Below are 22,643 nucleotides of genomic sequence, written 5' to 3'. Positions count from 1 at the left end.
GACCCTGGGGGTGCGGCCGTCGCTGATCCCCAGGAGGAACGACCTGTCCGGCCTGCTGCGGCGTACCGCTGCCCTGTGGGGGCACCTGTCCCTGCATCTGACCCTCCGGCGTCGGCGCCTGTGTCGGCACCGTGTTCGCCGGACGCTGGCGGTCGCGGCGTTTCTTTTCCGTCGCCGCGTGCTGCGCGAGGACATCGTCCACGAAAGAATCCTCAGCCGCGCGCCGGCTTGGGGCATCGGCGCGCGGCTGAGGGGGCTTCTGATCGTCGGTCACAGAAGAACCTTACGGGGGAGACCGTTACGGCTGGTCGGTCTCCTCGGTGTAGACGATCGCGTCGTCAGAAGCGATGTTGCCGCTGTTGTCGTAGTCGTACGACTCCTCGACGACGACCTCGCTGGACTCGTTGAACGAGTTGTCGGCGGACACGTCCGCGTCGACGTTCGTCGAGCCGTCGTTGAACGAACCGTCGGCCACCACCGTGGTGTCGGTCTCCGTGTTCGTCGACTCGTCGTCGAACGAGTCGGTGATGTCGACGTTGGTCTCTTCGTTGCCGATGTTCACGTCGCCGACGGTCACATCGGTGTCGGAGTTGTCGACGTTGGCGTCGTTGCCCGCCGCGATCGACTCATCGCCGGAGGCGACGTTGGCTTCCTGGTCGAAGATCTGGTTGACGTCGCCTTCGGCCCAGATGTTCTGGTTCACTGACTGGTCGACAATGGTCGCCCGGTTGTCGATGTGGAAGTTGTTCGCGATGTTCCAGATCTCCTTCTCGACCGGCGGCTTGGGGCCGGGGCCGGGAGGGTTCGGGTGCGGGGTCGGGTGCACGTCGGGGCGGTCGACGATGATCGGCGCGACAGCGCGGACATCCTCCGCTGTGCACTCGGCGAGGCCGGCGCTGGCGAGAGCGGCCTCAGGGTTGGCGTCATATTCAGCTGCTGCGTCAGGATCGTTCAGCAGGCTCAAAATGAACTCGATCAGTGCATCGGCGATGGTCGCCAGCGGGGTAGTCATAAGTCGGCTCCTGTCTCTGCGAGACTCTTTTCAGAGGCTATGCGTTGGTCTTCGGTCTGGAATCGGGGGTTAGCCCGAAAAGTCGTGGGGGTACTACGGGGTTGCCCCGATGGGTCACCGCTCATCCGGCCGCCCCCAACGTGACGCGCAACTTCGCGATGAGGTCCGACCGCGAAGAGGCGCCCAGGCGCCGCTTGATTTGCGCCATATGGTGCTCCGCAGTTCGCGGCGAGATGAAGATCTCCTTGCCGATTTCGGCGTAGGTCTTCCCCTGCAGGACGAGCTCGGCGACTTCGCGCTCTCGTTCGCTGAGGACGCTCGGCGTCGCCGTTCGGATGGCTGCCGTGTGCGACTCCGCATCCGTCGAGCGCGGTGCTTCGCGCGGGTGCAGCTCCCGCGCACAGGCGAGGAGGCGCGAGCTGATCTTTCGGTCGTCCGATCGGCGCGAACCATGGCCCGCGAGCCGGGCTCCGTCCCACGCGAGGCCCACGGACGCGAGCCCGCGCGCCGCCTCTTCCACGGCGTCCGGGTCAACCTGTCCGGCGAGGACCGAGGTCCATACTCGGCCCGCCTGTGACATCTTCGCCGCCAGAGGATTGCGGGCGGACGCGGCGACCAGCGCTCGGGCGTGAGGCGCGAGGTCGTCGGGGTGGTTCAACATGATGCCCCGCTGGATCCCCGCCCAGTGCAGGGGAGCCGACCACAGCGCCGGCTCGCCCAATTCGGCCACGAGCGCCAGACCACGTTCGAAGGCCGTCTGCGTCCAGTGCATGTCGCCGAGGCGAGCCGCCACGATCACCAGTTCACCGAGGGGCAGCAGCAGGTACAGGTCGATTTCGGGGCGCGTCGCGCGTGACTTGACCGCTTCCCATGTGGCCTCGAGCGTCGGTGTGTCGTCGTAACGGCGGGCGAGGCCCACTGTCACCGCAGCGGCGATCAGGTCATCGCGCGGCGACAGGCGGGTGCCCTGCGTCGCGGCTGCGAGAAGGGTGCGCGCCTCGACCGGCTGCTCGCGTTGCAGGGCGACCCACGCATTCCACAGCTGGAGATGCGGGAGCCAGCGGGCACCACCCTGTCGAGCGCTCTGCGCCTCGTCGAGAATGGTGTGCGCAGCGGCGACATCGCCCAGGCCGATTGCGACGATCGCGGCAACGACGGCGGGCAGCTCCGTCGTGGGTGACGCATCATGGCCAGCGTTGGCCAGCTCCGACGCACGGCGGAGATCATCGAGGGCGCTGCGGGAGTGCGTCGACTGAAGTGACGCGCACAGGCCCCGTGCCCACAGCTGCATCGCCACACCGTTCGCCGATGGTGCCGAGCCGGCCGCGCCCGAGGCATCCGGCGCCGGATCCTCGTCGTGGCCGGCCGACCCGGCGCCTGCCGCCGTGACCAGAGCTCTCGTCTTGGCCGCGGGGGAGAGCGGAGGGACGGCGAGGTAACTGCGGTGCGCGAGCGACATCAGGCCGCGGTCAGCCCAGGTGGCGGCGACCGCGTCGGCAAGAAGATCACGGTCGGACGGTGACAGGTCGGAACCGCCGCCATCGGCGGCGACCTCGTCGAGGAGGGACCCTGCCGCGTCGACGTCGCCTGCGGCCCACAGCGCGTGGGCGTGCGACGCGGCCAGGACGCGCGGGTCGGAGCCGCACCGGACCGCGTATTCGAAGAGCGTCACGGCCAGGCGCGGATCGCGACCTACCTCGCGTCGCGCGCGGGCAGCGAGCCGGTCGCCGAGAAGCGGATCGATGATCCCGTCGAGGCTCGCCGCGATGTCGGAGCCGGGAACGAGGTCGACCGTCCCGACCTCGACGAGATCGACCAGCCGGTCGACCGGCACGCTGGCGCGGGCGGTCAACGCCACCACGGGAGCGGGACGTCCGTTGTGCAGGAGCAGACCCTCCGCCTGGCCTTCGGCAGAGAGCTCGGCCTGAGCCTCGCGGTCATCGCCCTCACTGTCGCTCAGGCCCAGGCTGAGCGATTCGATCCGGCGCCGGAGGCGCGGTGAGACGGTCTCGAGGCGGTGGCTGATCCGGCGCATCAGGGCGCGCGTCACGTCGGCGTGTGCGTCGTCGTCACCGCAGTCGCGCCCGTCGTAGGCGAGGGCGGCGTGCGCCTGCGCGCACTCGAACACGAGCCAGGCGATACCGCCGGTGGCACCGAGGATGCGCTCCTCGCACTCCACCGAGGCGTCGGGGAGGAGCTCCCGCAGCTCGGCGTGAGTCACCTCACCGAGGAGGACCGCCGGCGCGTTGCGTTCCACCGCGCGGGTCAGCTCGACCAGTTCCGACGAGGCCGGCCAGGAGCGGTACGCGATCACCACGGCCGCGTCGGGACGGTGGGCGCGATCGATCAGCTGAGACAGACGTGCCGGGTCGAGCGTGTGGGCGTCATCGACCAGGAGCGCGACGTCGTCGGGGATCGTCGAGATGCGATCGCGTGCGGACAGCAGCCTGACCGGCCGGTCATCGGCTTCGAGCTGAGAGTGGAGGAAGCGGAGGGCGTCGGTCTTTCCGGAGCCGGAGCCCCCCACAATGGCGGCGCGGACGGGCCGATCCGTCGCGACGATGGCGTGAAGCGCGCTCAGCGCGTGAAGTGCACGGGGCATCATCGAGGCGGTCCGGGTGTCCGACGAACTGTTGAGCAGAGTCGTCATCGGAGTGCTCACCGGGTCAAGCCGGGTTGTCGGGGCTCGGGGTGGAATCGGCCGGCGGTGTGTCCGCTGGCGGGTCGGGTGTGGGCTCCTGTGTCTGCGTGACCTCAGGAGCCGGCGTCGTCTCGGTCGGCGTCGGGTCCGGTGTCGTTTCCGTCGGCGTCGGGTCCGGTGTGGTTTCGGTCGGCGTCGGGTCCGGCGTCGTCTCGGTCGGCGTCGGGTCCGGTGTGGTTTCGGTCGGCGTCGGGTTCGGTGAAGACGTGCTCGGATCGGGGGCAGGTGTCGACGTTCCCGGTGCCGGGGTGCTCGTTCCCGGCGCAGGCGTGCTCGTCCCGGGAGCCGGCGAGCTCGTGCTCCCGCCGCCGCTCGACTGCGAGGGCTTCGGCGACGACGGCTTACCCGAGGTCGGCGACTGGGTCGCGGCCGGCTTCGGGTCGGGCGGCCGCACCGCGGCGTTGCGCTCGGCCGCCTGCTTGCGCTGGTTGGTGGCCTTCGGCTTCGACGGGCTCGAGCCGCGGTCCTGCTTGGCCTGCGGTGCCTGCGGTACTGGGCCTACGGCGACCGGGTCGGATGTCGGAAGATCAGCGACAGCCGCCGGCGACGGCGTGAGCTCCACGTCGACCCACTCGCGCAGATTCTCGGTCGACGCGGTGGTGTCGAAGGTGCCCGCACCCAGCCCCCCGGCGCTGGCGAAGACCAGGCCCGTGGCGATGACGAGGGCGCCCGCTCCGGCCGCGGCGACGGCGGGCACGCGCTGGTACCAGCGACGCGCCGCCTTCTGCTCGGCCGGACCCTTGGGGTCGAACACGGCGAGGTCGGTCGTGGCGGCAGCCGCGGCATCCGTCGTCGCCAACGCACCCGCAGCGCCCACCGCAGCCCCTGCGGGAACGAGCGCGAGCGTCGTGGCCGACTCCTCCGCCGCGACAGGAACGAGGGCGCGGGCGGCGCCCAGGGCGATGGAGGACTTCGGGTCGGCGTCGATCGCGATCGGTCGGTCGAGACGCTCGGACAGCCGCTCGGCCACGAGCGGGATCCGGGAGGAACCGCCGATGAGGAGGATGCTCTCCAGGGCCTCGGGCTCGAGACCGGCCGAGTCGAGCCCGTCTTCGAGGGTGTCGATCGTGCGCTCGATCGAGCCGTCGATCATCTCCTCGAACTCCTGGCGCGTGAGGCGCACGCTCGTCGCCCCGGAGGGGAGCAGCACCGGCACGGTGACGTCGGAGTCGAACGAGAGGGCTTCCTTGGCCTCGACGCACTCGCGGCGCAGCTGCGCCAACGCGAGACGGATGTCGGGGTCGACGTCGTTGAGGTCGGCTTCAGCGACACCCGAGGAGCGCAGGACATGACGGAACACGGCGTCGTCGAAGTCCGCGCCGCCGAGGTTGTCGATCCCGACCGGGATGCCCACGGGAGCGAAGGAGCCGTCGGCGCTCTTGCGCAGGATGACGGAGTCGAAGGTGCCGCCGCCCAGGTCGTAGACGGCGAGAGCCTGCCCGGCCGCCATCACCCGACCGGACTCGTAGTGACGGGCCGCCGCTTCGGGCTCGGTGATCAGGTGCACGTCTTTGACGCCCAGCTTGTCGAGCGCCGACAGGATGAGGCCGATGCGGTGGGGACCCCACGCCGTGGGGTGGGTGAGCATCACGGCGGCGGGGCGGGAGCCTTCGCGCTCGACGACCGCGTCGACGACGGCCGCGACGGTGTGCGCCCACAGCTTCTCTGCCGGGATCGACCGTCCACCGGCGACCACCGGAACATCGTCGCCGATGCTGCGCTTGAACTCGCGCACGAGCCGCTCGGGCTGTGTGATGCCACGACGCTCGGCGGCGTCTCCGATCAGCAGTTCGCCGTCGTCGGCGACGAACACCACCGTCGCGGCGCTGTCATTGCGTCGTCCCAACGGGAACGGTGCCGCGACGATACTGCCGTCGGGCGCGGTCCGCGCGGTTGCCGCAGCGATCCGCGTCGTTCCGACGTCGATCCCCAAAAAATACGTAGCCCCAGTAGCCAAGATCTCATCTCCCCCAAGAGAGTCGATTCCGGAACCTCCCCAGGTTCCGCCCCAATTCGACTCTCTTTGCCGCGTTGTTCGTCACTGAGTGGTCTCAGCTGTGAGAGCGGCGTCCCACCTCGGATGATACACACCTCCTCGGACCTCCGGTAGGTGGCGGGCGACCGTTTCCCCGTGCGTCGCGATCTGCTACTGTGCGCGCCCCGAATCTGGCACTCACGTTGCGGGAGTGCCAACGGTTTGCCTACACTGGATTAGCACTCTCAAGGTGTGGGTGCTAACCAGTCTTCATCTCAAGAAAGAAGAGGTAGACCGTGACGGTTTCCACTCAGGTTTCCATCAAGCCGCTCGAGGACCGCATCGTCATCAAGCAGGTCGAGGCCGAGCAGACCACCTCGAGCGGTCTGGTCATCCCCGACACCGCCAAGGAGAAGCCCCAGGAGGGCGAGGTCGTGGCCGTGGGCCCCGGCCGCATCGACGACAACGGCAACCGGATCCCGCTCGACGTCGCCGTCGGCGACCGCGTGATCTACTCCAAGTACGGCGGCACCGAGGTCAAGTTCGGCGCGGACGAGTTCCTCGTCCTCTCCGCTCGCGACGTGCTGGCGGTCGTCGTCCGCTGAGTCCATCTCGGCGACACACTCCACGGGGGTCGGATGCTTCGGCATCCGGCCCCCGTTTCGTGTGTACGCACGACATCGAACAGGCCACGGATGACCGATCGGCCCGACATCCGCGCCACCACCCGCGCGTAGGCTGAGCCGGTGACGCGTGAGACGACCGAGACGACCGGGGGTGTCGCCCCACCCGCGGACCCGACGCGGGAACGCACTCTCGGCGCCGTGTACGCGCTCGCGGCCTACCTCATCTGGGGTTTTCTGCCGCTCTACTTCCTCCTGCTCGAACCGACCGGCGCGTTCGAGGTCGTCGCGTGGCGCATCCTGCTGTCGCTGCTCTTCTGCGCGCTGCTGCTCGCGGTCACGCGTGGCTGGGGGAAGTTCCTCGTCATCCTGCGCGCCCGGCGACTGCTGCTGTGGACGGCGGTCGCCGGCATCCTCATCTACATCAACTGGCAGGTGTTCCTGATCGCGGCCCTCACCGGGCACGTGATCGAGACGAGCCTGGGGTACTTCATCAATCCGATCGTCACCGTGCTGCTCGGTGTCGTGGTGCTGCGCGAGCGCCTGCGGACCACGCAGTGGATCGCGCTCGCGATCGCCGCCGTCGCCTGCATCGTCATCGCGGTCGGCTACGGCGCCTTCCCGTGGATCGCGCTCTCTCTGGCGTTCTCGTTCGGCCTGTACGGCCTGGTGAAGAAGCAGATCGGCCCCGCCGTCGACGCCGTGAGCGGACTCACCCTCGAAACCCTCTGGCTGACGCCCGTCGCCCTCGTCGTGCTGGTGAGCGTCGGGCTCACCTCGGGCATCACGATGGGCACGGCGGGCGTCTGGCACGCCGTGCTGCTGTCGCTGGCGGGCGTCGTGACCGCCACACCCCTCCTCTTCTTCGCCGCCGGCGCGCGGCGCGTCCCCCTCAGCCTGATCGGTCTGCTGCAGTTCGTCGCGCCGATCCTGCAGTTCCTCACCGGTGCGTTCCTCCTCGGCGAGCCGATGCCGCTCGAGCGCTGGATCGGCTTCAGCCTCGTCTGGATCGCTCTCATCGTGCTGACCGTCGACTCGATCCGTCATGCCCGCCGCGGAGTGTCGGATGTCGGCGCGGTGACCTGAGGGTCACGCGAGCCAGTCGCTCAGCCGGGTCGGCGCGATCCACGCGTCCCGCCCGGGGAGCAGTTCGCCCCGGTCGATGACGGCGCCGAAGTAGAGCGCACGCGGGTCGGCGACGACGGGTCGGTCGTCACCGGTCGCCGCAAGGCAGCGCGCGACGAAATCGGCGAGGGGCATCACCTCCGGCCCGGCGATCTCGGCGGCGCCGCCCGACGGCGACTCGTCCACGAGACCTGCGAGCACAGCGGCGACGTCGTCGCCCGCGATCGGCTCGACCTCCACGTCGGCGACGCGCGCGTCATCCGTCCCTCCGGCGCGCGCCTGCGCGCCGATCTGCGCACCGAACTCGAAGAACTGCGTCGCCCTCACGATCGAGAACGGCACCCCCGAGTCGCGCACAATCGCCTCGCCGTGCGCCTTGGCCCGGTAGAAGGGGATCGGCTGCGGGATCCGTTCGGTTCCCACCGCCGACAGGGCGACGTGATGGATGACGCCCGCGCGCGACTCCGCTGCGACGAGAGTGCGCGTGGCGAGGTCGAAATGCCGCCACACCGCATCGGGGTCGTAGGTGCGGGGTTTGGACACATCGATGACGACGGATGATCCGGCGAGGGCGTCGTCCACGCCCGTCCCCGTGACGAGGTCGACTCCGGTGGAGGGGGAGGCCGCACGCGCCTCGTGCCCGTCGGCTCGCAGCCGCGCCATCAGCTTGCGTCCGATGAGACCGGTGCCGCCGACGACCGTGATGCGTGCCACGGGTGTCATCCTCCACCCTGTTGTGCGATTCGCGACCTCTTTTCGCACAGTGCCGCCGGGAGCCTGCGCAAGCGTTACAGATCGTTAACGAACGGCAACATTGGCGAGACGGGATCGCGATTAGGTTTGTCCCACTGGAAGCGGCTTTCCCGAGCCGTTTCGCACCCTTACACAGCAAGGAGCAACATGAGCGTCTTCACTCGCTCGCGCAAGCGCACCGTCCTCGGTGCCGTCGCGCTCGCAGGCGCCAGCGCCCTCGTCCTCGCCGGATGTTCCGGCGGCGGTGGCGACACCGGCGGCGACAGCGCTGAGCCGTCAGCCGCGGCACCCGGCGAAGAACTCGCCCTCAAGATCGGTACGGCCCTGCCGCAGACCGGTAACCTCGCCTTCCTCGGCCCGCCGGAAGAAGCCGGTGTCGGCTACGCCGCCTCGCAGATCAACGAAGTCTCCGAAGAGACCGGTCTCACGATCGACGTCGTCTACGGCGACTCGGGCGACACCGACAACAAGGCCTATGAGACCGAGATCCCCCGCCTCCTCGGCGAGGACGTCTCGGCCATCATCGGCGCCGCCTCGTCGGGCACCTCGCTGCAGTTCATCGACCAGGTCGTGGGCGCGGGCGTCATCCAGTTCTCGCCGGCCAACACCTCCGACGCGTTCACCACCTACGACGACAACGGGCTGTACTTCCGTACCGCACCGTCCGACGTCCTGCAGGGTGAGGTGCTCGGCAACCTCATCGCCGAGGACGGCAACCAGACCCTCGGCATGATCGTCCTGAACGACTCGTACGGCACCGGCCTCGCCGGCTACGTCACCGAGGCGTTCGAGGCGGCCGGCGGCGAGGTCGTGGCCCAGCCGACGTACAACACCGGTGACACGAACTTCGACGCGCAGATCTCTGAGGTGCTCGCCGCCGACCCCGACGCGATCGCCCTGATCACGTTCGAAGAGGTCACGACGATCCTCCCGGGTCTGCTCGGCTCGTTCCCCGCCGACAAGCTGTACTTCGTCGACGGCAACCTGTCCGACTTCAGCGAGGAGCTCGAGCCCGGTGCCCTCACCGGTGCCAAGGGAACGCTGCCCGGTCTCTCGATCGATTCGATCGGTGACTTCACCGCGTCGCTCGACGAGTGGGTCTCGGCCGAGGGCCTGCCCGAGCTCACCGAGTACAGCTACGCCGCCGAGTCGTTCGACGCGGTCGTGCTGCTGGCTCTCGCGTCGCTCGCGGCGGGTTCGACCGACCCCGCCGACATCGCTGAGAACCTCATCACCGTGTCCGGTGGCGAGGGCGAAGGCGAGAAGTGCACCAGCTACGCGGAGTGCGCCGACATCATCCTCGGTGGCGGGACGGCCGACTACGACGGCATCTCGGGTCCGATCACCTTCGACGAGGTCGGCGACCCGACCGAGGCGTCGATCGGCATCTACCAGTACGGCGAGGACAACACCTACTCGGCGTACGAGGGCTGATTCAGCCTGATACGGCAACGGGCCCCGGAGTCATCGACTCCGGGGCCCGTTCTCCATGCGGCGCGAGGGTGCACGCGCTGCGCGCGAGGGTGCACGCGCTGCGCGCGTCAGGCGCCCAGCGTGCCGAGGTACAGCTCGGTGACCTTGGGGTCGTTCAGCAGTTCGCGGCCGGTGCCGGTGTACGCGTCGCGTCCCTGGTCGAGGACGTACCCGCGGTCGCAGATCTGCAGGCAGCGGCGGGCGTTCTGCTCCACCATGATGCAGGTGACCCCGGCCTTGTTGATCTCCGAGACCCGGATGAACGCCTCGTCCTGCCGCACGGGGGAGAGACCCGCCGACGGCTCGTCGAGGAGCAGCACCTTGGGGTTCATCATCAGCGCACGGCTCATCGCCACCATCTGACGTTCACCACCCGAGAGCGACCCGGCGCGCTGCTTCAGCCGCTTGCCGAGCTCGGAGAAGATGCCGGTGACGAACTCCAGGCGCTCCTTGTAGGCACTCGGGCGCTGATACAGCCCCATCTGGAGATTCTCCTCGATGGTGAGGCTGGGGAAGACGTTGTTCGTCTGGGGGATAAAGCCGACCCCGCGTGCGACGAGCTTGTTGGCCTTGAGTCCCGTGATGTCGTCGCCCTCGAGCGTGACGGTGCCCTTCCGGATGTTCACCTGCCCGAAGATCGCCTTCAGGAGCGTGGACTTGCCTGCACCGTTCGGCCCGATGATGCCGATCAGCTCGCCCTGATGGGCGACCAGTGAGCATCCGTTCAGGATGTTCACCCCGGGAAGGTATCCGGCGTGAACGTCATCGACGAAGACGACGGGGGTGCCGGTGGTGGTGGCCGCGCCGGCCTCGGTGGGAGTGCTCACTTCTGCTCCTCCTGCTCTTCCTCGGCCAGGCCTTCTTCGACGAGCGTCTGGGCGCTGTACGACGCCGAGGCCGCGGCATCCGTTCCGGCATCGGCGTCGACGACCGGGATCCGGCCGGTGACGACACCGAGATCGAGCTCCTGGTGCGCGCCGAGATAGGCATCGATGACCGCGGGATTCTTCATGACGGATGCCGGGTCGCCTTCGGCGACGATACGTCCTTCGGCCATGACGACCACCCAGTCGGCGATGTGCCGGACCATGTGCATGTCGTGCTCGACGAAGAGCACCGTCATCCCCTCGTCCTTGAGGTCGAGGATGTGATCGAGGAGCGACTGGGTCAGCGCCGGGTTCACCCCGGCCATCGGCTCATCGAGCATGACCAGCGTCGGCTGGGTCATGAGGGCCCGGGCCATCTCGAGGAGCTTGCGCTGACCGCCCGAGAGGCTCGCGGCGAAGTCGGCCGACTTGGCGTCGAGCTTGAACTTCTTCAGCAGACCCTCGGCGCGCTGCTCGATCTCGGCGTCCTGCTTGCGCCACAGCGGCGGGAAGAGCGAGGCCCAGAACTTCTCCCCGCGCTGCCCGGTCGCGCCGAGCTTCATGTTCTCCATGACGGTGAGGAGGCCGAGGGCCTTGGTCAGCTGGAAGGTGCGGACCAGTCCCATGCGCGACACGCGATAGGCCGGGATGCCGGAGAGGTTCTTCCCCTCGAAGCTCCACGTGCCCGTGTTGGGCTTGTCGAAGCCGGTCAGCAGGTTGAACAGGGTGGTCTTGCCGGCACCGTTGGGTCCGATGAGCGCCGTGATGGCGCCCCGCGGGATCTCGAGATGCTCGACGTCGACGGCGTTGACACCGCCGAAGGAGCGCTGCACGCCGTCGGCGACGAGGATCGGGTCGACCTTCGGCACTCCGGGCCGCACCTCGCCCACGTGGAGACCGGTGGTCTTCGCGCGCGGCGTGGGGGCGGCCATCGGATCGACATCGTCGACGGGCTCGTTGGAGGGCTGGTTATCGGACAAAGGTCAGCTCCTTCTTGTTGCCGAGGATGCCCTGCGGCATGAAGATCACGAGGAGCATGAGCGCGACGCCCACGATGATGAAGCGCAGCGTTCCCGCCTGGATCTGGGTCATGAAGGGAAGGATGCCCGCCGCCACCAACGCCGGGAGGACGTTGGAGAGGAAGGTCTGGAGCACCCAGAAGATCAGCGATCCGAGGAGCGGGCCGAACACCGTCGCCGCACCGCCCAACAGAAGCGCCGTCCACACGAAGAACGTCAGCGAGGTCACGTACACACCGGGGCTGACCGCCGAGGGAAGGGCGTACACGATGCCGCCCGCCGCGGCGAGCACACCACCCAGAATGAGGGACTGCATCTTGTACGCGTAGACGTTCTTGCCGAGCGCGCGCACGGCGTCTTCGTCCTCGCGGATGCCCTTGATCGTCCGGCCCCAGGGGCTGCGGGTCAGCATCCACACCACGAGCACCGCGAACGCGAGGGTCAGAAGCCCCATGATCCGCACCCACCACTGGGTCTCGTTGTAGGTGAAGGGTCCGAAGCCGTAGGTGCCGTCGGGGATCGGGTTCGCCCCGCGGAAACTCGCGTGATACCCGCTGAGCCCGTCGGCCGAGCCGGTGACGTCGTCGAATGCGGTGGTGAGGAAGAGCAGACGCACCACCTCGGCCGCCGCGATCGTGACGATCGCGAGATAGTCGCCGCGCAGTCGCAGGGTCGGGATGCCGAGGATGACGGCGAAGACGGCCGACGCCACGAGGCCCAGGAGTGCGGCGAGCCACCACTCCAGTCCGAAGGTGAGAACGCCGATCGCGTAGCCGTATGCCCCGATCGCCATGAACCCGGCGATGCCCATGTTGATCAGGCCGGTGTAGCCGAAGTGCACCGCGAGACCGAGCGCCGCCAGGGCGTAGCCGATGGTCGCCGGACTCAGAATCGAGGAGGCGGTGTTGGAGAGGATCTGCAGCCAGTCCATTGCCGGGCCCTAACCTATTCTCTCTCGCCGGCCCAGGATTCCCTGTGGTCGGAACAGCAGGATCACGATGAGGATGAACAGCGCACTGGCGTACTTGAGGTCCGACGGGATCCACAGGCTCGAGACCTCGACCACGATGCCCACGATGATCGCGCCGACGAGCGCGCCGTAGGCGGTGCCGAGGCCACCGAGGATGACGGCGGCGAACATCAGCAGCAGGATCTGCGCTCCCATGTCCCAGCGGATGCCCGGACGGTAATACGCGTACAGGATGCCGGCGAGGCCGGCCAGGGCGCCGGCGAGGATCCAGACGATGCGGACCACGAAGTCCACATCGATTCCGGATGCCGCCGCCAGTGACGGATTGTCCGAGATCGCCCGTGTCGCCTTGCCGATCCGGGAGCGGGTCAGCCACAGCGCGAAGGCGACGATGACGATGATCGAGATCGCCAGCGACGCGATGTCGATGACGCTGAGTTCCACCGTGCCGAAGAGCGGAATGCGCGGGGCGTTGGAGCCCGGGAGCTGGATGGTGCCACCGCCGATGAAGAACTGGAAGGTGTAGCGCATCGCCAGCGACAGACCGATCGAGACGATCATGAGCTGCACGATGCCCACGCGCCTGCGCCGCAGCGGTCGCCAGAGCGCCATGTCCATCACGAGGCCGAGGAGGGCGCTCAGCACCACCGCGACCGGGAACCCGAGCCACCACGGCAGCGCCAGGCTCGCCGGCCCCACGAGGACCGCGGCCATCACCGCCCCGAAGGTCACCATCTCGCCGTGGGCGAAGTTGGAGATGCCGGTGGTGCCGTAGACGAGGGAGAGCCCGATGGCCGCGAGGGCCAGCATGAGGCCGAAGCTCAGACCCTGGATGATGCGCTGGACGAACTGGTCGAAGAAGCCGGTGACGTTTCGCTCACCCTCGCCGATGAAGAAGTTGACCGTCGCGCGGCCACCCTGCCCCATCTCCACTTCCTTGATGTTGGGGGAGTCGTCTTCGGGGTCGACCACGGCGATGCCCTCGGGCAGCGTCTCTTCGTCGAGGGTGACGGTGTAGGTCTCACCCCGCTCGGGCACCCCGACACGCCACTGGCCGTTCTCGTCGGTCTCGACCTCCTGCTCGCCGCCGGGCCCGTCGATGACCAGGCGCACCCCTTCGAGGGGTTCGCCGTCGAGCTGGACGTTTCCGCTGATGCGATACGGGTTCTCGGAATCCGTGGCGAAGGCGGGAACGGATGACACGAAGATGCCCATGAGCATCAGGAACAGGGCGATGATCGCGGGGATCGCCCTGCGTCTCGTCCGCTGAGCCGCAGCGATGGTGGGACTCACAGATCCTCCAGTCCGGCGCCAATGCCGACATCGGGGTGCATCGGCATTGATGAACGGTATGAGCGTAATGTGTCGGGCGTGTTTCACCTACGAACCGACTTGGCATTTGAAAACAGTGTCGGTCGAGCATAAGTGACCGATCGGTCGGAATAGGTCGCAGCCTCCCGCGTTTAGAATCAGCACACCCCTCTCGCGCGCAGGAGCCCCCATGGAAAACGATCCCTTCGGCTTCGTCGGTCTCACCTATGACGACGTGCTGCTGCTTCCCGGTCACACCGATGTCATCCCGAGCGAGGCGGACACGTCCTCGCGTGTGACCCGTCGGATCACGGTCGCCACTCCGCTCCTCTCGAGCGCGATGGACACCGTCACCGAAGCCCGCATGGCGATCGCCATCGCGCGTGAGGGCGGGATCGGCATCATCCATCGCAATCTCTCCATCGAGGAGCAGGCGGCGATGGTGGACCGGGTCAAGCGCAGCGAGTCGGGGATGATCTCCGACCCCATCACGACCACTCCCGACGCCACGATCGAAGAGGTCGACGCGCTGTGCGCGAAGTACCGCATCTCGGGGCTGCCGGTCGTCGACGCCGAGGGGCAGCTCGTCGGCATCGTCACCAACCGCGACATGCGGTTCGTCTCGGGCTTCGAGCGTCAGACCACGCTGGTGAAAGATGTGATGACGACCGAGGGGCTCATCACCGCGCGCGTCGGGATCGGCGCGAACGACGTCATCGCCCTCTTCGCAAAACACCGTGTCGAGAAGCTGCCGCTCATCGACGACGACGGCAAGCTCGCCGGTCTCATCACCATTAAGGACTTCGACAAGAGCGAGAAGTACCCCCTCGCGACCAAGGACGAGCAGGGGCGCCTGCGCGTCGGGGCCGCGATCGGCTTCTTCGGCGACGCGTGGCAGCGTGCCGAGGCGCTCCGCGACAAGGGCGTGGACGTGCTCGTGGTCGACACCGCCAACGGCCAGTCGGCCGGGGTCATCGACATCGTGCGGCGCCTCAAGGCCGACCCGTCGTTCGCGGGCGTCGACGTCATCGGCGGCAACGTCGCGACGCGGGAGGGTGCACAGGCTCTCATCGACGCCGGCGTGGACGCGGTCAAGGTCGGTGTCGGGCCGGGCTCGATCTGCACCACCCGGGTGGTCGCTGGGGTGGGCGTGCCGCAGGTGACGGCGATCTACGAGGCATCCCTCGCCGCCCGCGCGGCGGGCGTGCCGATCATCGCCGACGGCGGCCTGCAGTACTCGGGTGACATCGCCAAGGCGCTCGTCGCCGGAGCCGACACCGTCATGCTCGGCTCGCTCCTCGCCGGCACCGACGAGTCGCCGGGCGAGATCGTCTTCCAGAGCGGGAAGCAGTTCAAGCAGTACCGCGGCATGGGGTCGCTCGGCGCTCTGCAGACGCGCGGCAAGAAGACGTCGTACTCGAAGGACCGCTACTTCCAAGCCGATGTGCCCAACGACGACAAGCTCATCCCCGAGGGGATCGAGGGCCAGGTTCCCTACCGCGGCCCGGTGTCGGCGGTGGCCTACCAGCTCGTCGGCGGCCTCCGGCAGTCGATGTTCTACGTCGGCGCCCGCACGATCGACGAGCTGAAGGCCAAGGGCAAGTTCGTGCGCATCACGTCTGCGGGGCTGAAGGAGTCGCACCCGCACGACGTGCAGATCGTCGTGGAGGCTCCGAACTACAAGCGCTGAGTCGCCGAGGCGCGCCGAGCTGCGGAGAATTCGCGCTTCTTCGGAGCGCTTCGGGCGTTCGGGTCCGAACCGCGCGTGGATCTCCGAAGCACGCGCGCGCCCGTCCTCTTCTGCACACGCCGGGCGTGCGTCGAGCTGTCCACGGAATGCAACGAACCGGCGGATGGATGCCGCGAACGTGGCCACACTGCCGATGTGAACCTCCTGCAGTGGCTCGCCTCCCGTGACGGCATCGCTCATCGCGCTGACATCCTCGCCGCGGGTTTCGCCCTCCCGTCGCTGCAGTCGTTCGTCCACAGCGGCTTCGGCACTCTCATCCGCCGGGCATGGGTGGCGACATCCGATGCCGACCCCGCTCTCGTTCTTGCGGCCCGCGCCGGCGGGCGGGTGTCATGCGTCTCGCTGGCGAACCGTCGCCAATGGTGGCTGCCCTCCCCTCCTTCCAGGGTGCACCTGCACCTCCCCCCGCATGCCGCGTCGGCCCACCTCACCGGCCCGATCGACGCGACGTTGCACTGGACGAAACCCCTGCTTCCCGCACCGCGATCGTTGTGCGCCGAGGTCGAAGATGCGCTGCAGCACATCGCCGGCTGCCTTCCGAACGACGACGCTCTGGTGCTCTGGGAGTCGGCCGTGCGCGTGGAGAAGCTCGCGCCGGAGTACCTGCGCTCGCTGCCCTGGACCTCGAAGGCGGCGCGCGAACTGGCCGAGGCTGTCACGGGGCTGTCCGACTCCGGGCTCGAGACCCTGCTCGTCGTGCCGCTGCGGCGCTGGGGCGTCAATGTTCGACAGCAGGTGTGGCTCGCGGGGCGGCCCGTCGACATCGTGGTGGGCGAGAAGCTCGTCATCCAGCTCGACGGGTGGCAGTTCCATTCTTCGGCCGCGCAGCGCGCGAAGGACATCGCTCACGACGCTGAGCTGCGTCTGCGGGGATACACGGTGCTGCGCTTCGGCTACGCACAGGTCGTGCACGACCGGGAGACGGTGCTCCGTGTCATCCGTCGGGCCATCGCCGCCCGCCTTCACCTCGCCGCGTGAATGAACCTTCTTCGGAGAGGGCCAGCACCTTCGGAGCCTGGACGCACTCGGCTCCGATCCTCATGCGCTTCTCCGAAGTCCAACCGCCCACCGCTAGCCTGGCGAGGTGATCAGGGGGAAGGTCCACCCGGAGGCCACGGTCGGCGCGACGCGCCTGGCCGCCTTCACCGACGGGGTCTTCGCGATCGCGGCGACCCTGCTCGTGCTCGATCTCACCACCCACACGTTCGGCGCGGTCCAGTCCAACGCCGAGCTCTGGGGGGCGCTGGCCGCGATGGTGCCGCAGTTCTTCAACTTCGCCCTCAGCTTCCTGCTGCTGTGCCTGCTGTGGATGACCCACGTCGAGCAGTTCGAGTGGATCGTCCGGGTCGACGGCGTGGTGATCTGGCTGAACAACATCCGGCTGCTCTTCATCGTCGTCGTCCCCTTCGCCACCGGCCTGACAACCGAGTACTCGACGTACACGGCCGGACGCGTGCTCATGCCGATCACCTTCTTCCTGGCGATCCTCACCAGCTGGTTGCAGTGGTCGTGGGCGGTGCGCCGGCGCGCCGACCTCATGCCAGATCTTTCCGAGGCCGACGCCCGCGCCTATGGCCGCGGCGCACTGAGCGCGGTGATCATCTCCCTGCTGGTGGTGATCATCTCGCCGTGGATCGGCTCGGCGGCCTTCCTGCTGTTCGTCTTCGACGGGCTGCTCACCCGACTGCTGCGGGGACGCTGACGTCGTCGCCGGCCTCGGCGACGTCCATCTCGGCCGGGGCCTCCTCGGTCGCGCTCCGCCCGGCGGGGAGGAACAGCGCCGCCACCATCGCGATCGCCAGCACCGCTGCGCCGAGGAAGATCGCCGGGCGCGCCGCGGCCACGTACTCGCCGGGTACGAGGGCGCCGCCGGCCCCGACGAACACCGCGGTCATGACCGCCGTGCCGAGGGCGACGCCCAGCTCGCGCACCGTGGAGTTCACCCCCGACGCCTTCGCGTGGTCGACGAGGCCGAGGGTCGCCAGCAGCGCCGTCGCCGACGGGGCGAAGACGAGTCCCATCCCGACGCCCGCCGTGATGAAGGGCGCCACAAGCGTCGCGTACGCCACATCGGATGACATCACCGCGGCGATCCATGCCAGCGCGGCGCCCTGCAGGGCGAGCCCGGTGACGAGCAGGGCGCGCGTGCCGACGCGGGGCGCGATGAACCCCGCGATCGGCGCGACGATCATCGGTGCGAGCGTCCAGGGCGTCGTCTGCAGCGCCGCTTCAAGGGGTGTCGAACCCTGTTCGACCTGGAGGAACTGGATGAGGAGGAACACCGCGCCGAACGTGCCGAAGCTGAACGCGAATCCGACGAGGTTCGTCACCGAGAACGACCGGTCCCGAAAGAGGCGGAGCGGAATGAGGGGCGCCGCCGTGCGCGCCTGCCAGAGGACGAACGCGAGGAGAAGGATGCCACCGAGCGCGAGTTCGCCGATGACGCCGATCGTGTCCCACCCGTCGTCGTTGGCCCGCACGATCGCGTGCACGAGGGCGAGCACGCCGCCCGCGGCGAGGAGCGCGCCAGGGAGGTCGATGCGCGCGCGCACCCCACGGTCGTTCGGGAGAACGAGGAGGGCGAGGGGGATGGCGACGAGGGCGACGGGCACGTTGATCCAGAAGATCGCCTGCCACGACCAACCCTCCATGATCGCCCCGCCCACGAGCGGGCCGACGGCGACGCCGAGCCCTGACACCCCGCCCCAGATGCCGATGGCGAGCGGTCGGCGGGCGGGCGTGACCGCTCCGCTGAGGAGAGCGAGGGAGAGCGGCAGCACGGCGGCCCCGCCGAGGCCCTGAATCGCCCGGGCGACGATGAGCTGGCCCGGGTCGGTGCTGAGAGCGGCCAGCACGGAGCCCAGCCCGAAGACGCCGATGCCGATGGCGAAGACGGTGCGCCGGCCGAAGCGGTCGCCGAGGGCCGCGGCGACGAGGATCGCCCCGGCGAACACGAGCGTGTAGGCGTTCACGAACCACTGCAGCTCCTCCACGCTCGCCCCCATCTCGCGGCTCAGCACGGGCAGGGCATTGGTCATGACGAGGTTGTCGAGGGTCGCCATGAACATCGGCAGGGATGCCGCGGCGAGGACGAGCGCGAATGGTCGACGGGACATCGGGACTCCTTGGTTGTAATCGGATGATTACTTGCTGGAGGCTAATGTAGTAATCGACTGATAACATGTCAACATGGCTTCTTCTTCGTCGACGACGACGTCGCCCGGCCCCGCCCGTCGGATGAGTTCGGACGAGCGCCGCGAGCAGATCGTCGCCGCCGCCATCGCCATCTTCGGAGCGCGCGGCTACGAAGGCACGACCACCGACGACGTCGCGCGCGCGGCCGGTGTCAGCCAGCCCTACGTGGTGCGGCTGTTCGGGTCGAAGGAGAGCCTGTTCCTCGCCGCGCTCGCCGCGTCATCCGATGCCCTCATGTCGGCGTTTCGTCAGGCGCTCGCCGATGAGGCATCCGATCGCGACCTCCCGCAGCGGATCGGCGACGCGTACGTGCAGCTCGTGAGCGTGCGGGGGCTGCACCAGACCCTCTCGCATGCGTGGCTGCTCGGCAGTCATCCGGTCATCGGGCCGGCCGCGCGCACGATCTTCGCCGACGTGTGGCAGTTCTTCCGCGAGGAGGTCGGCTTCTCGGCCGATGAGGCGAGCACGTTCCTCGCCCAGGGGATGCTCATCAACGTCATGATCGGGATGCGGCTGGTCGACAGCTATGACACCGACGCGCGCATCGCAGAGCTGCTGCAGACGTGCTTCCCCTCCAAGCTCCCGCAGATCCTCGACGTCGCCCCCCGCGCCGACGAACCCTGGTGAGCATCGCGAGCCCGGCGTATCGTCGCTCGCATGTGTCGGAACATCCACACCCTCCACAACTTCGCCCCCGCCGCCTCGTCGGACGAGGTGCACGCCGCCGCCCTGCAGTACGTGCGGAAGATCGCCGGGACCACCAAGCCCTCGAAGGCCAACCAGGAGGCCTTCGATCGCGCCGTCGCCGAGATCGCCCACGCCACGCAGCATCTGCTGGACGACCTCGTGTCCACCGCGCCCCCGAAGAATCGCGAGGAGGAGGCGGCCAAGGCCCGCGCCCGCGCGGTGGCGTCGGGACGCTACCAGGTCGCCTGAGAAAGACCACCCCCGCGGCCGCGTCAGACCCGGCGGGTAGGCTGGGACGGTGACCATGGAGATGGAGATCGGCCGCGCCAAGCGCGCTCGCCGCGCCTACACGTTCGACGACATCGCCGTCGTGCCCTCCCGGCGCACGAGGAACCCCGAGGATGTCTCGACGGCGTGGTCGATCGACGCCTACCAGTTCGACATCCCGGTACTGGGCGCCCCGATGGATTCCGTCGTGAGTCCCCGCACGGCGATCATGCTCGGTCAGCTCGGCGGTCTCGGCGTGCTCGATCTCGAGGGCCTGTGGACCCGATACGACGACCCCGAGCCGCTCCTCGCCGAGATCGCGAGCCTCCCCGATGCCGCCGCCACCCGGCGCATGCAGGAGCTGTACTCCGAGCCGATCAAGCCCGAGCTCGTGCGCGACCGGCTCGCCGAGATCCGTGCGGGCGGCGTCACCGTCGCCGGCGCCCTCACCCCGCAACGCACGGCAGACCTCTACGAGACCGTGGTCGCGGCGGGGGTCGATCTTTTCGTGATCCGGGGCACGACCGTCTCGGCCGAGCACGTGTCGAGCGTCGCCGAGCCGCTGAACCTCAAGAAGTTCATCTACGACCTCGACGTCCCCGTCATCGTCGGCGGGGCGGCGACCTACACCGCGGCCCTCCACCTCATGCGCACCGGCGCCGCGGGTGTGCTCGTCGGCTTCGGCGGGGGAGCGGCCTCGACCACGCGGGCGACCCTCGGCATCCACGCACCGATGGCGACGGCGGTCGCCGACGTGGCGGGCGCGCGGCGCGACTACCTCGACGAGTCGGGTGGACGCTACGTGCACGTCATCGCCGACGGGGGTGTCGGCACCTCCGGTGACATCGTCAAGGCCCTCGCGATGGGCGCCGACGCGGTCATGCTCGGCGTCGCGCTCGCCCGCGCGACCGATGCTCCCGGCGGAGGGTTCCACTGGGGTCCCGAGGCCCACCACGCCAAGCTCCCGCGCGGCCGCCGCGTGAAGGTCGACCAGGTCACCACACTCGAGTCGATCCTCTACGGCCCGGCGCCCGTCGCCGACGGCACCGCGAACCTCATCGGGGCGCTGAAGAAATCCATGGCGACGACCGGCTACTCCGACCTCAAGGAGTTCCAGCGCGTGGAGGTCGTCGTCGCGCCGTACCCGCAGTGATGACCCAGCCTGCCCCACTGCCCCCGCCGGCTCCCACGCAGGAGTTCCCGCCGACGTTGCGCGAGGTGCTGATCCGGCCGCAGTGGATCGCCCTCCTCGCCCTCTCCCTGGTGGTCGCGGGCCTGTTCGCGTGGCTCGGCCAGTGGCAGCTCGGCCGGGCGATCGACACCGCGCCGCTTCCGCCGGGAGCGACCGAGCAGGTCCGACCGCTCGCCGAGGTGAGCGAGCCCGGCGAGTATCTCCCCGAGCCCTTCGTCGGGCAGCGCGTGACGGTGAGCGGCGCATGGGTGCCGGGTGACTTCATCGTCGTCTCCTCCCGGTTCAACGACGGGGTCGAGGGCTTCTGGGTCACCGGCCAGCTGCGCGTAGCCGACACCGCCGTCCCCACCTCGATCGCTGTTGCCGTGGGCTGGGCGCCGACACAGGATGCCGCGGAGGCGGCGGCCGAGCGATTGAACGCCGACGCCGCGGCGGCGGGTGCCCCGATCGCGATCGAGGGGCGGCTCATCTCCGACGAGGGCGCGGTGCCGCCGCCGTCGGGCGCGGATCCGCAGACCCTGATCCGGATGTCGCCGGCCGCCCTGCTGTCGCGGTGGAGCGACACCGCGGGGCTGGAGGTCTACCGCTCGTACATCGTCGCCGAGGCGCCCCAGGCGGGTCTTGACGAGATCGTCTCGGCACCGCCGGAGGCGGGGTCGGCGGTGAACTGGCTGAACGTCTTCTACGCCGCCGAGTGGGTCATCTTCGCCGGCTTCGCGTTCTACCTCTGGTACCGCCTGGCCAAGGACGCCTGGGAGAAAGAGGTCGAAGACCTCGAAGACGCCCGCGCCGAGTCATCCGCCTGACGCGCGCTGCATGTCTCTGGTCGGCGGCAGCCGATACGCCGCGCGGTAGTCGCGCGAGAAGTGGGCGGCGCTGAGGTAGCCGACGGCGAAGGCCGCCTGCGACGCCGATCGCCCCTCGGTCAGCATGACACGGCGGGCCTCGCCGAGGCGCAGCCGCTTCAGGTAGCGCATCGGTGTGAGACCCGTGATCTCGCGGAACCGCCGCGTCAACGTCGCGGGGCTGACATGGCAGAGGGCTGCGGCGTCGTCGACCGTCCACGGGCGCGCGAGATCGGCGGCGAAGTGGTCGATCGCGGTGCTGACCGCATCGGCGTGCGCGTGCTCCGCGGCGGCGTGCAGACGCGGCGCTTGATCGCTCTGCAACAGGCGGAGGGTGAGCTCGCGGCTGATCAGGGGAAGCAGGACCGGCGCGTCCTCCGGGGTGTCGAGGATCCCGAGGAGACGATCGACGGCGTCGGCGATGCCGGCGGTCACCGTACCCAGGCGCGGCGACGGTGCACTCGTCGCGGCTCCCGGCAGGTGCGCGGCGACCTCGCTGACGATGGTCGGGTCGAGCCGCCAGTTCAGCGAGAGGAAGTCGCCGGCGGGGCCGATCTCGATCACCCGGGCGATCACCGGCAGATTCACCGGCGTGATGAGGAAGTGCTCCGGTCCCCACTCCGCTCCTGCACCATCGGCGTCGAGCGACTGCTTGCGGCCGTGAAGCACCATCGCCAGGCATGGCGGGTAGCGAACGAACAGCATCGGCGTCGGCGCGGTGGTGCGCCCGAGCGTGACCCCCAACGCCTCCGCGCGAGCGGTGTCGCGGCCGTGACGGCGAGCCTTCTCGGCCGCTCGCTCGAGGGTCGCGGACGTGCGGGTATCCATTCGACCATTCAATCCCAGACGGTTTCCGTCAAGGTCACGACGGTGAGAATC

Annotated in this window: 20 protein-coding genes; 10 read left to right on the top strand and 10 right to left on the bottom strand. The window is 68.9% G+C overall.

Going from position 1 to position 22,643, the window contains the following annotated elements; all coding sequences use genetic code 11:
• Positions 1-298: 298 nt before the first annotated feature.
• From DT073_RS15420 to DT073_RS15410, 3 genes are all read right to left on the bottom strand, one after another.
• Entirely contained in the window at positions 299-1,012 is a 714-nt protein-coding gene (locus tag DT073_RS15420) for an IniB N-terminal domain-containing protein (RefSeq protein ID WP_124294190.1), read from the bottom strand.
• A 121-nt stretch (positions 1,013-1,133) separates the two neighbouring features.
• A complete protein-coding gene (locus tag DT073_RS15415) occupies positions 1,134-3,662 on the bottom strand; it encodes a LuxR C-terminal-related transcriptional regulator (RefSeq protein ID WP_124294189.1) in 2,529 nt (842 codons plus the stop codon).
• A gap of 16 nt (positions 3,663-3,678) precedes the next feature.
• The gene (locus DT073_RS15410) at positions 3,679-5,670 is read right to left on the bottom strand and encodes an Hsp70 family protein (protein WP_164478219.1); all 1,992 of its coding nucleotides are present in this window, start codon (positions 5,668-5,670) and stop codon (positions 3,679-3,681) included.
• 314 nt (positions 5,671-5,984) lie between these two features.
• Here DT073_RS15410 and groES point away from each other — a divergent pair, with 314 nt between their 5' ends.
• Positions 5,985-6,293: a co-chaperone GroES gene (gene groES / locus DT073_RS15405; RefSeq protein WP_124294187.1), complete on the top strand. Its 309-nt coding sequence runs from the start codon at positions 5,985-5,987 to the stop codon at positions 6,291-6,293.
• A 141-nt stretch (positions 6,294-6,434) separates the two neighbouring features.
• A complete protein-coding gene (gene rarD, locus DT073_RS15400; protein ID WP_124294186.1) occupies positions 6,435-7,397 on the top strand; it encodes an EamA family transporter RarD in 963 nt (320 codons plus the stop codon).
• Between the two features lie 3 nt (positions 7,398-7,400).
• On the opposite strand, the gene DT073_RS15395 is transcribed toward rarD, so the two are convergent.
• Entirely contained in the window at positions 7,401-8,150 is a 750-nt protein-coding gene (locus tag DT073_RS15395) for an SDR family oxidoreductase (protein WP_240638641.1), read from the bottom strand.
• 186 nt (positions 8,151-8,336) lie between these two features.
• Here DT073_RS15395 and DT073_RS15390 point away from each other — a divergent pair, with 186 nt between their 5' ends.
• Positions 8,337-9,623: an ABC transporter substrate-binding protein gene (locus DT073_RS15390; RefSeq protein WP_124294184.1), complete on the top strand. Its 1,287-nt coding sequence runs from the start codon at positions 8,337-8,339 to the stop codon at positions 9,621-9,623.
• Positions 9,624-9,730: 107 nt separating this feature from the next.
• Here the strand turns inward: DT073_RS15390 and DT073_RS15385 are convergent, their stop codons facing one another.
• From DT073_RS15385 to DT073_RS15370, 4 genes are read right to left on the bottom strand one after another with little or no spacing between them, the layout of a single operon-like run.
• Positions 9,731-10,489 (bottom strand): ABC transporter ATP-binding protein, encoded by a 759-nt coding sequence (locus DT073_RS15385; RefSeq protein ID WP_124294183.1) that lies wholly within the window; start codon positions 10,487-10,489, stop codon positions 9,731-9,733.
• Positions 10,486-11,460, bottom strand: a complete 975-nt coding sequence (locus tag DT073_RS15380) for an ABC transporter ATP-binding protein (protein WP_124294567.1) — start codon at positions 11,458-11,460, stop codon at positions 10,486-10,488. The genes DT073_RS15385 and DT073_RS15380 overlap by 4 nt, the downstream gene beginning before the upstream one ends.
• Before the next feature lie 37 nt (positions 11,461-11,497).
• Positions 11,498-12,478 carry a branched-chain amino acid ABC transporter permease gene (locus DT073_RS15375; RefSeq protein ID WP_124294182.1) on the bottom strand — a complete coding sequence of 327 codons (981 nt, stop codon included), beginning with the start codon at positions 12,476-12,478 and terminating at the stop codon, positions 11,498-11,500.
• A gap of 9 nt (positions 12,479-12,487) precedes the next feature.
• Positions 12,488-13,738 (bottom strand): branched-chain amino acid ABC transporter permease, encoded by a 1,251-nt coding sequence (locus tag DT073_RS15370; protein WP_124294566.1) that lies wholly within the window; start codon positions 13,736-13,738, stop codon positions 12,488-12,490.
• Between the two features lie 280 nt (positions 13,739-14,018).
• On the opposite strand from DT073_RS15370, the gene guaB reads away from it, so the two are divergent.
• From guaB to DT073_RS15355, 3 genes are all read left to right on the top strand, one after another.
• The gene (guaB, locus tag DT073_RS15365) at positions 14,019-15,518 is read left to right on the top strand and encodes an IMP dehydrogenase (protein WP_124294181.1); all 1,500 of its coding nucleotides are present in this window, start codon (positions 14,019-14,021) and stop codon (positions 15,516-15,518) included.
• Between the two features lie 195 nt (positions 15,519-15,713).
• Positions 15,714-16,556, top strand: coding sequence for an endonuclease domain-containing protein (locus tag DT073_RS15360; protein ID WP_240638640.1), 843 nt, complete (start codon positions 15,714-15,716; stop codon positions 16,554-16,556).
• Positions 16,557-16,662: 106 nt separating this feature from the next.
• Entirely contained in the window at positions 16,663-17,280 is a 618-nt protein-coding gene (locus tag DT073_RS15355; protein WP_124294180.1) for a TMEM175 family protein, read from the top strand.
• On the opposite strand, the gene DT073_RS15350 is transcribed toward DT073_RS15355, so the two are convergent.
• On the bottom strand, positions 17,255-18,694 hold the full coding sequence (locus tag DT073_RS15350) for a DHA2 family efflux MFS transporter permease subunit (RefSeq protein WP_124294179.1): 1,440 nt from the start codon (positions 18,692-18,694) through the stop codon (positions 17,255-17,257). The two genes, DT073_RS15355 and DT073_RS15350, sit on opposite strands and share 26 nt — an antisense overlap.
• Positions 18,695-18,767: 73 nt before the next feature.
• Between DT073_RS15350 and DT073_RS15345 the strand changes: the two genes are divergently transcribed.
• Genes DT073_RS15345 through DT073_RS15330 form a run of 4 tightly spaced genes read left to right on the top strand, consistent with a single transcriptional unit; the run spans position 18,768 to position 21,725 of the window.
• Complete coding sequence (locus tag DT073_RS15345) at positions 18,768-19,400, top strand: TetR/AcrR family transcriptional regulator (RefSeq protein ID WP_124294178.1); 633 nt, start codon at positions 18,768-18,770, stop codon at positions 19,398-19,400.
• A 30-nt stretch (positions 19,401-19,430) separates the two neighbouring features.
• Positions 19,431-19,709, top strand: coding sequence for a DUF2277 domain-containing protein (locus tag DT073_RS15340; RefSeq protein WP_124294177.1), 279 nt, complete (start codon positions 19,431-19,433; stop codon positions 19,707-19,709).
• Between the two features lie 55 nt (positions 19,710-19,764).
• Positions 19,765-20,880 (top strand): GuaB3 family IMP dehydrogenase-related protein, encoded by a 1,116-nt coding sequence (locus tag DT073_RS15335; RefSeq protein ID WP_124294564.1) that lies wholly within the window; start codon positions 19,765-19,767, stop codon positions 20,878-20,880.
• A complete protein-coding gene (locus DT073_RS15330) occupies positions 20,880-21,725 on the top strand; it encodes an SURF1 family protein (protein WP_124294176.1) in 846 nt (281 codons plus the stop codon). Before DT073_RS15335 ends, DT073_RS15330 begins: the two co-directional genes overlap by 1 nt.
• Here the strand turns inward: DT073_RS15330 and DT073_RS15325 are convergent.
• The gene (locus DT073_RS15325) at positions 21,714-22,592 is read right to left on the bottom strand and encodes an AraC family transcriptional regulator (protein ID WP_124294175.1); all 879 of its coding nucleotides are present in this window, start codon (positions 22,590-22,592) and stop codon (positions 21,714-21,716) included. The two genes, DT073_RS15330 and DT073_RS15325, sit on opposite strands and share 12 nt — an antisense overlap.
• Positions 22,593-22,643: the final 51 nt, after the last annotated feature.

It is taken from the genome of Microbacterium sp. ABRD28 (genome assembly GCF_003850245.1).
Classification (GTDB): domain Bacteria; phylum Actinomycetota; class Actinomycetes; order Actinomycetales; family Microbacteriaceae; genus Microbacterium.
The sequence above is the reverse complement of the archived record's forward strand: the minus strand, read 5'-3'. Positions and strand labels throughout refer to the sequence as shown.

Excerpts from the sequence above, each read along its gene's own strand:
- DT073_RS15345 (WP_124294178.1), top strand. The coding sequence starts at position 18,768 with ATGGCTTCTTCTTCGTCGACGACGACGTCGCCCGGCCCCGCCCGTCGG.
- DT073_RS15375 (WP_124294182.1), bottom strand. The coding sequence starts at position 12,478 with ATGGACTGGCTGCAGATCCTCTCCAACACCGCCTCCTCGATTCTGAGT.
- guaB (WP_124294181.1), top strand. The coding sequence starts at position 14,019 with ATGGAAAACGATCCCTTCGGCTTCGTCGGTCTCACCTATGACGACGTG.
- DT073_RS15380 (WP_124294567.1), bottom strand. The coding sequence starts at position 11,460 with ATGGCCGCCCCCACGCCGCGCGCGAAGACCACCGGTCTCCACGTGGGC.
- DT073_RS15325 (WP_124294175.1), bottom strand. The coding sequence starts at position 22,592 with ATGGATACCCGCACGTCCGCGACCCTCGAGCGAGCGGCCGAGAAGGCT.
- DT073_RS15420 (WP_124294190.1), bottom strand. The coding sequence starts at position 1,012 with ATGACTACCCCGCTGGCGACCATCGCCGATGCACTGATCGAGTTCATT.
- DT073_RS15330 (WP_124294176.1), top strand. The coding sequence starts at position 20,880 with ATGACCCAGCCTGCCCCACTGCCCCCGCCGGCTCCCACGCAGGAGTTC.
- DT073_RS15390 (WP_124294184.1), top strand. The coding sequence starts at position 8,337 with ATGAGCGTCTTCACTCGCTCGCGCAAGCGCACCGTCCTCGGTGCCGTC.
- DT073_RS15340 (WP_124294177.1), top strand. The coding sequence starts at position 19,431 with ATGTGTCGGAACATCCACACCCTCCACAACTTCGCCCCCGCCGCCTCG.
- DT073_RS15370 (WP_124294566.1), bottom strand. The coding sequence starts at position 13,738 with ATGCTCATGGGCATCTTCGTGTCATCCGTTCCCGCCTTCGCCACGGAT.
- DT073_RS15335 (WP_124294564.1), top strand. The coding sequence starts at position 19,765 with ATGGAGATGGAGATCGGCCGCGCCAAGCGCGCTCGCCGCGCCTACACG.
- DT073_RS15415 (WP_124294189.1), bottom strand. The coding sequence starts at position 3,662 with ATGACGACTCTGCTCAACAGTTCGTCGGACACCCGGACCGCCTCGATG.
- DT073_RS15350 (WP_124294179.1), bottom strand. The coding sequence starts at position 18,694 with ATGTCCCGTCGACCATTCGCGCTCGTCCTCGCCGCGGCATCCCTGCCG.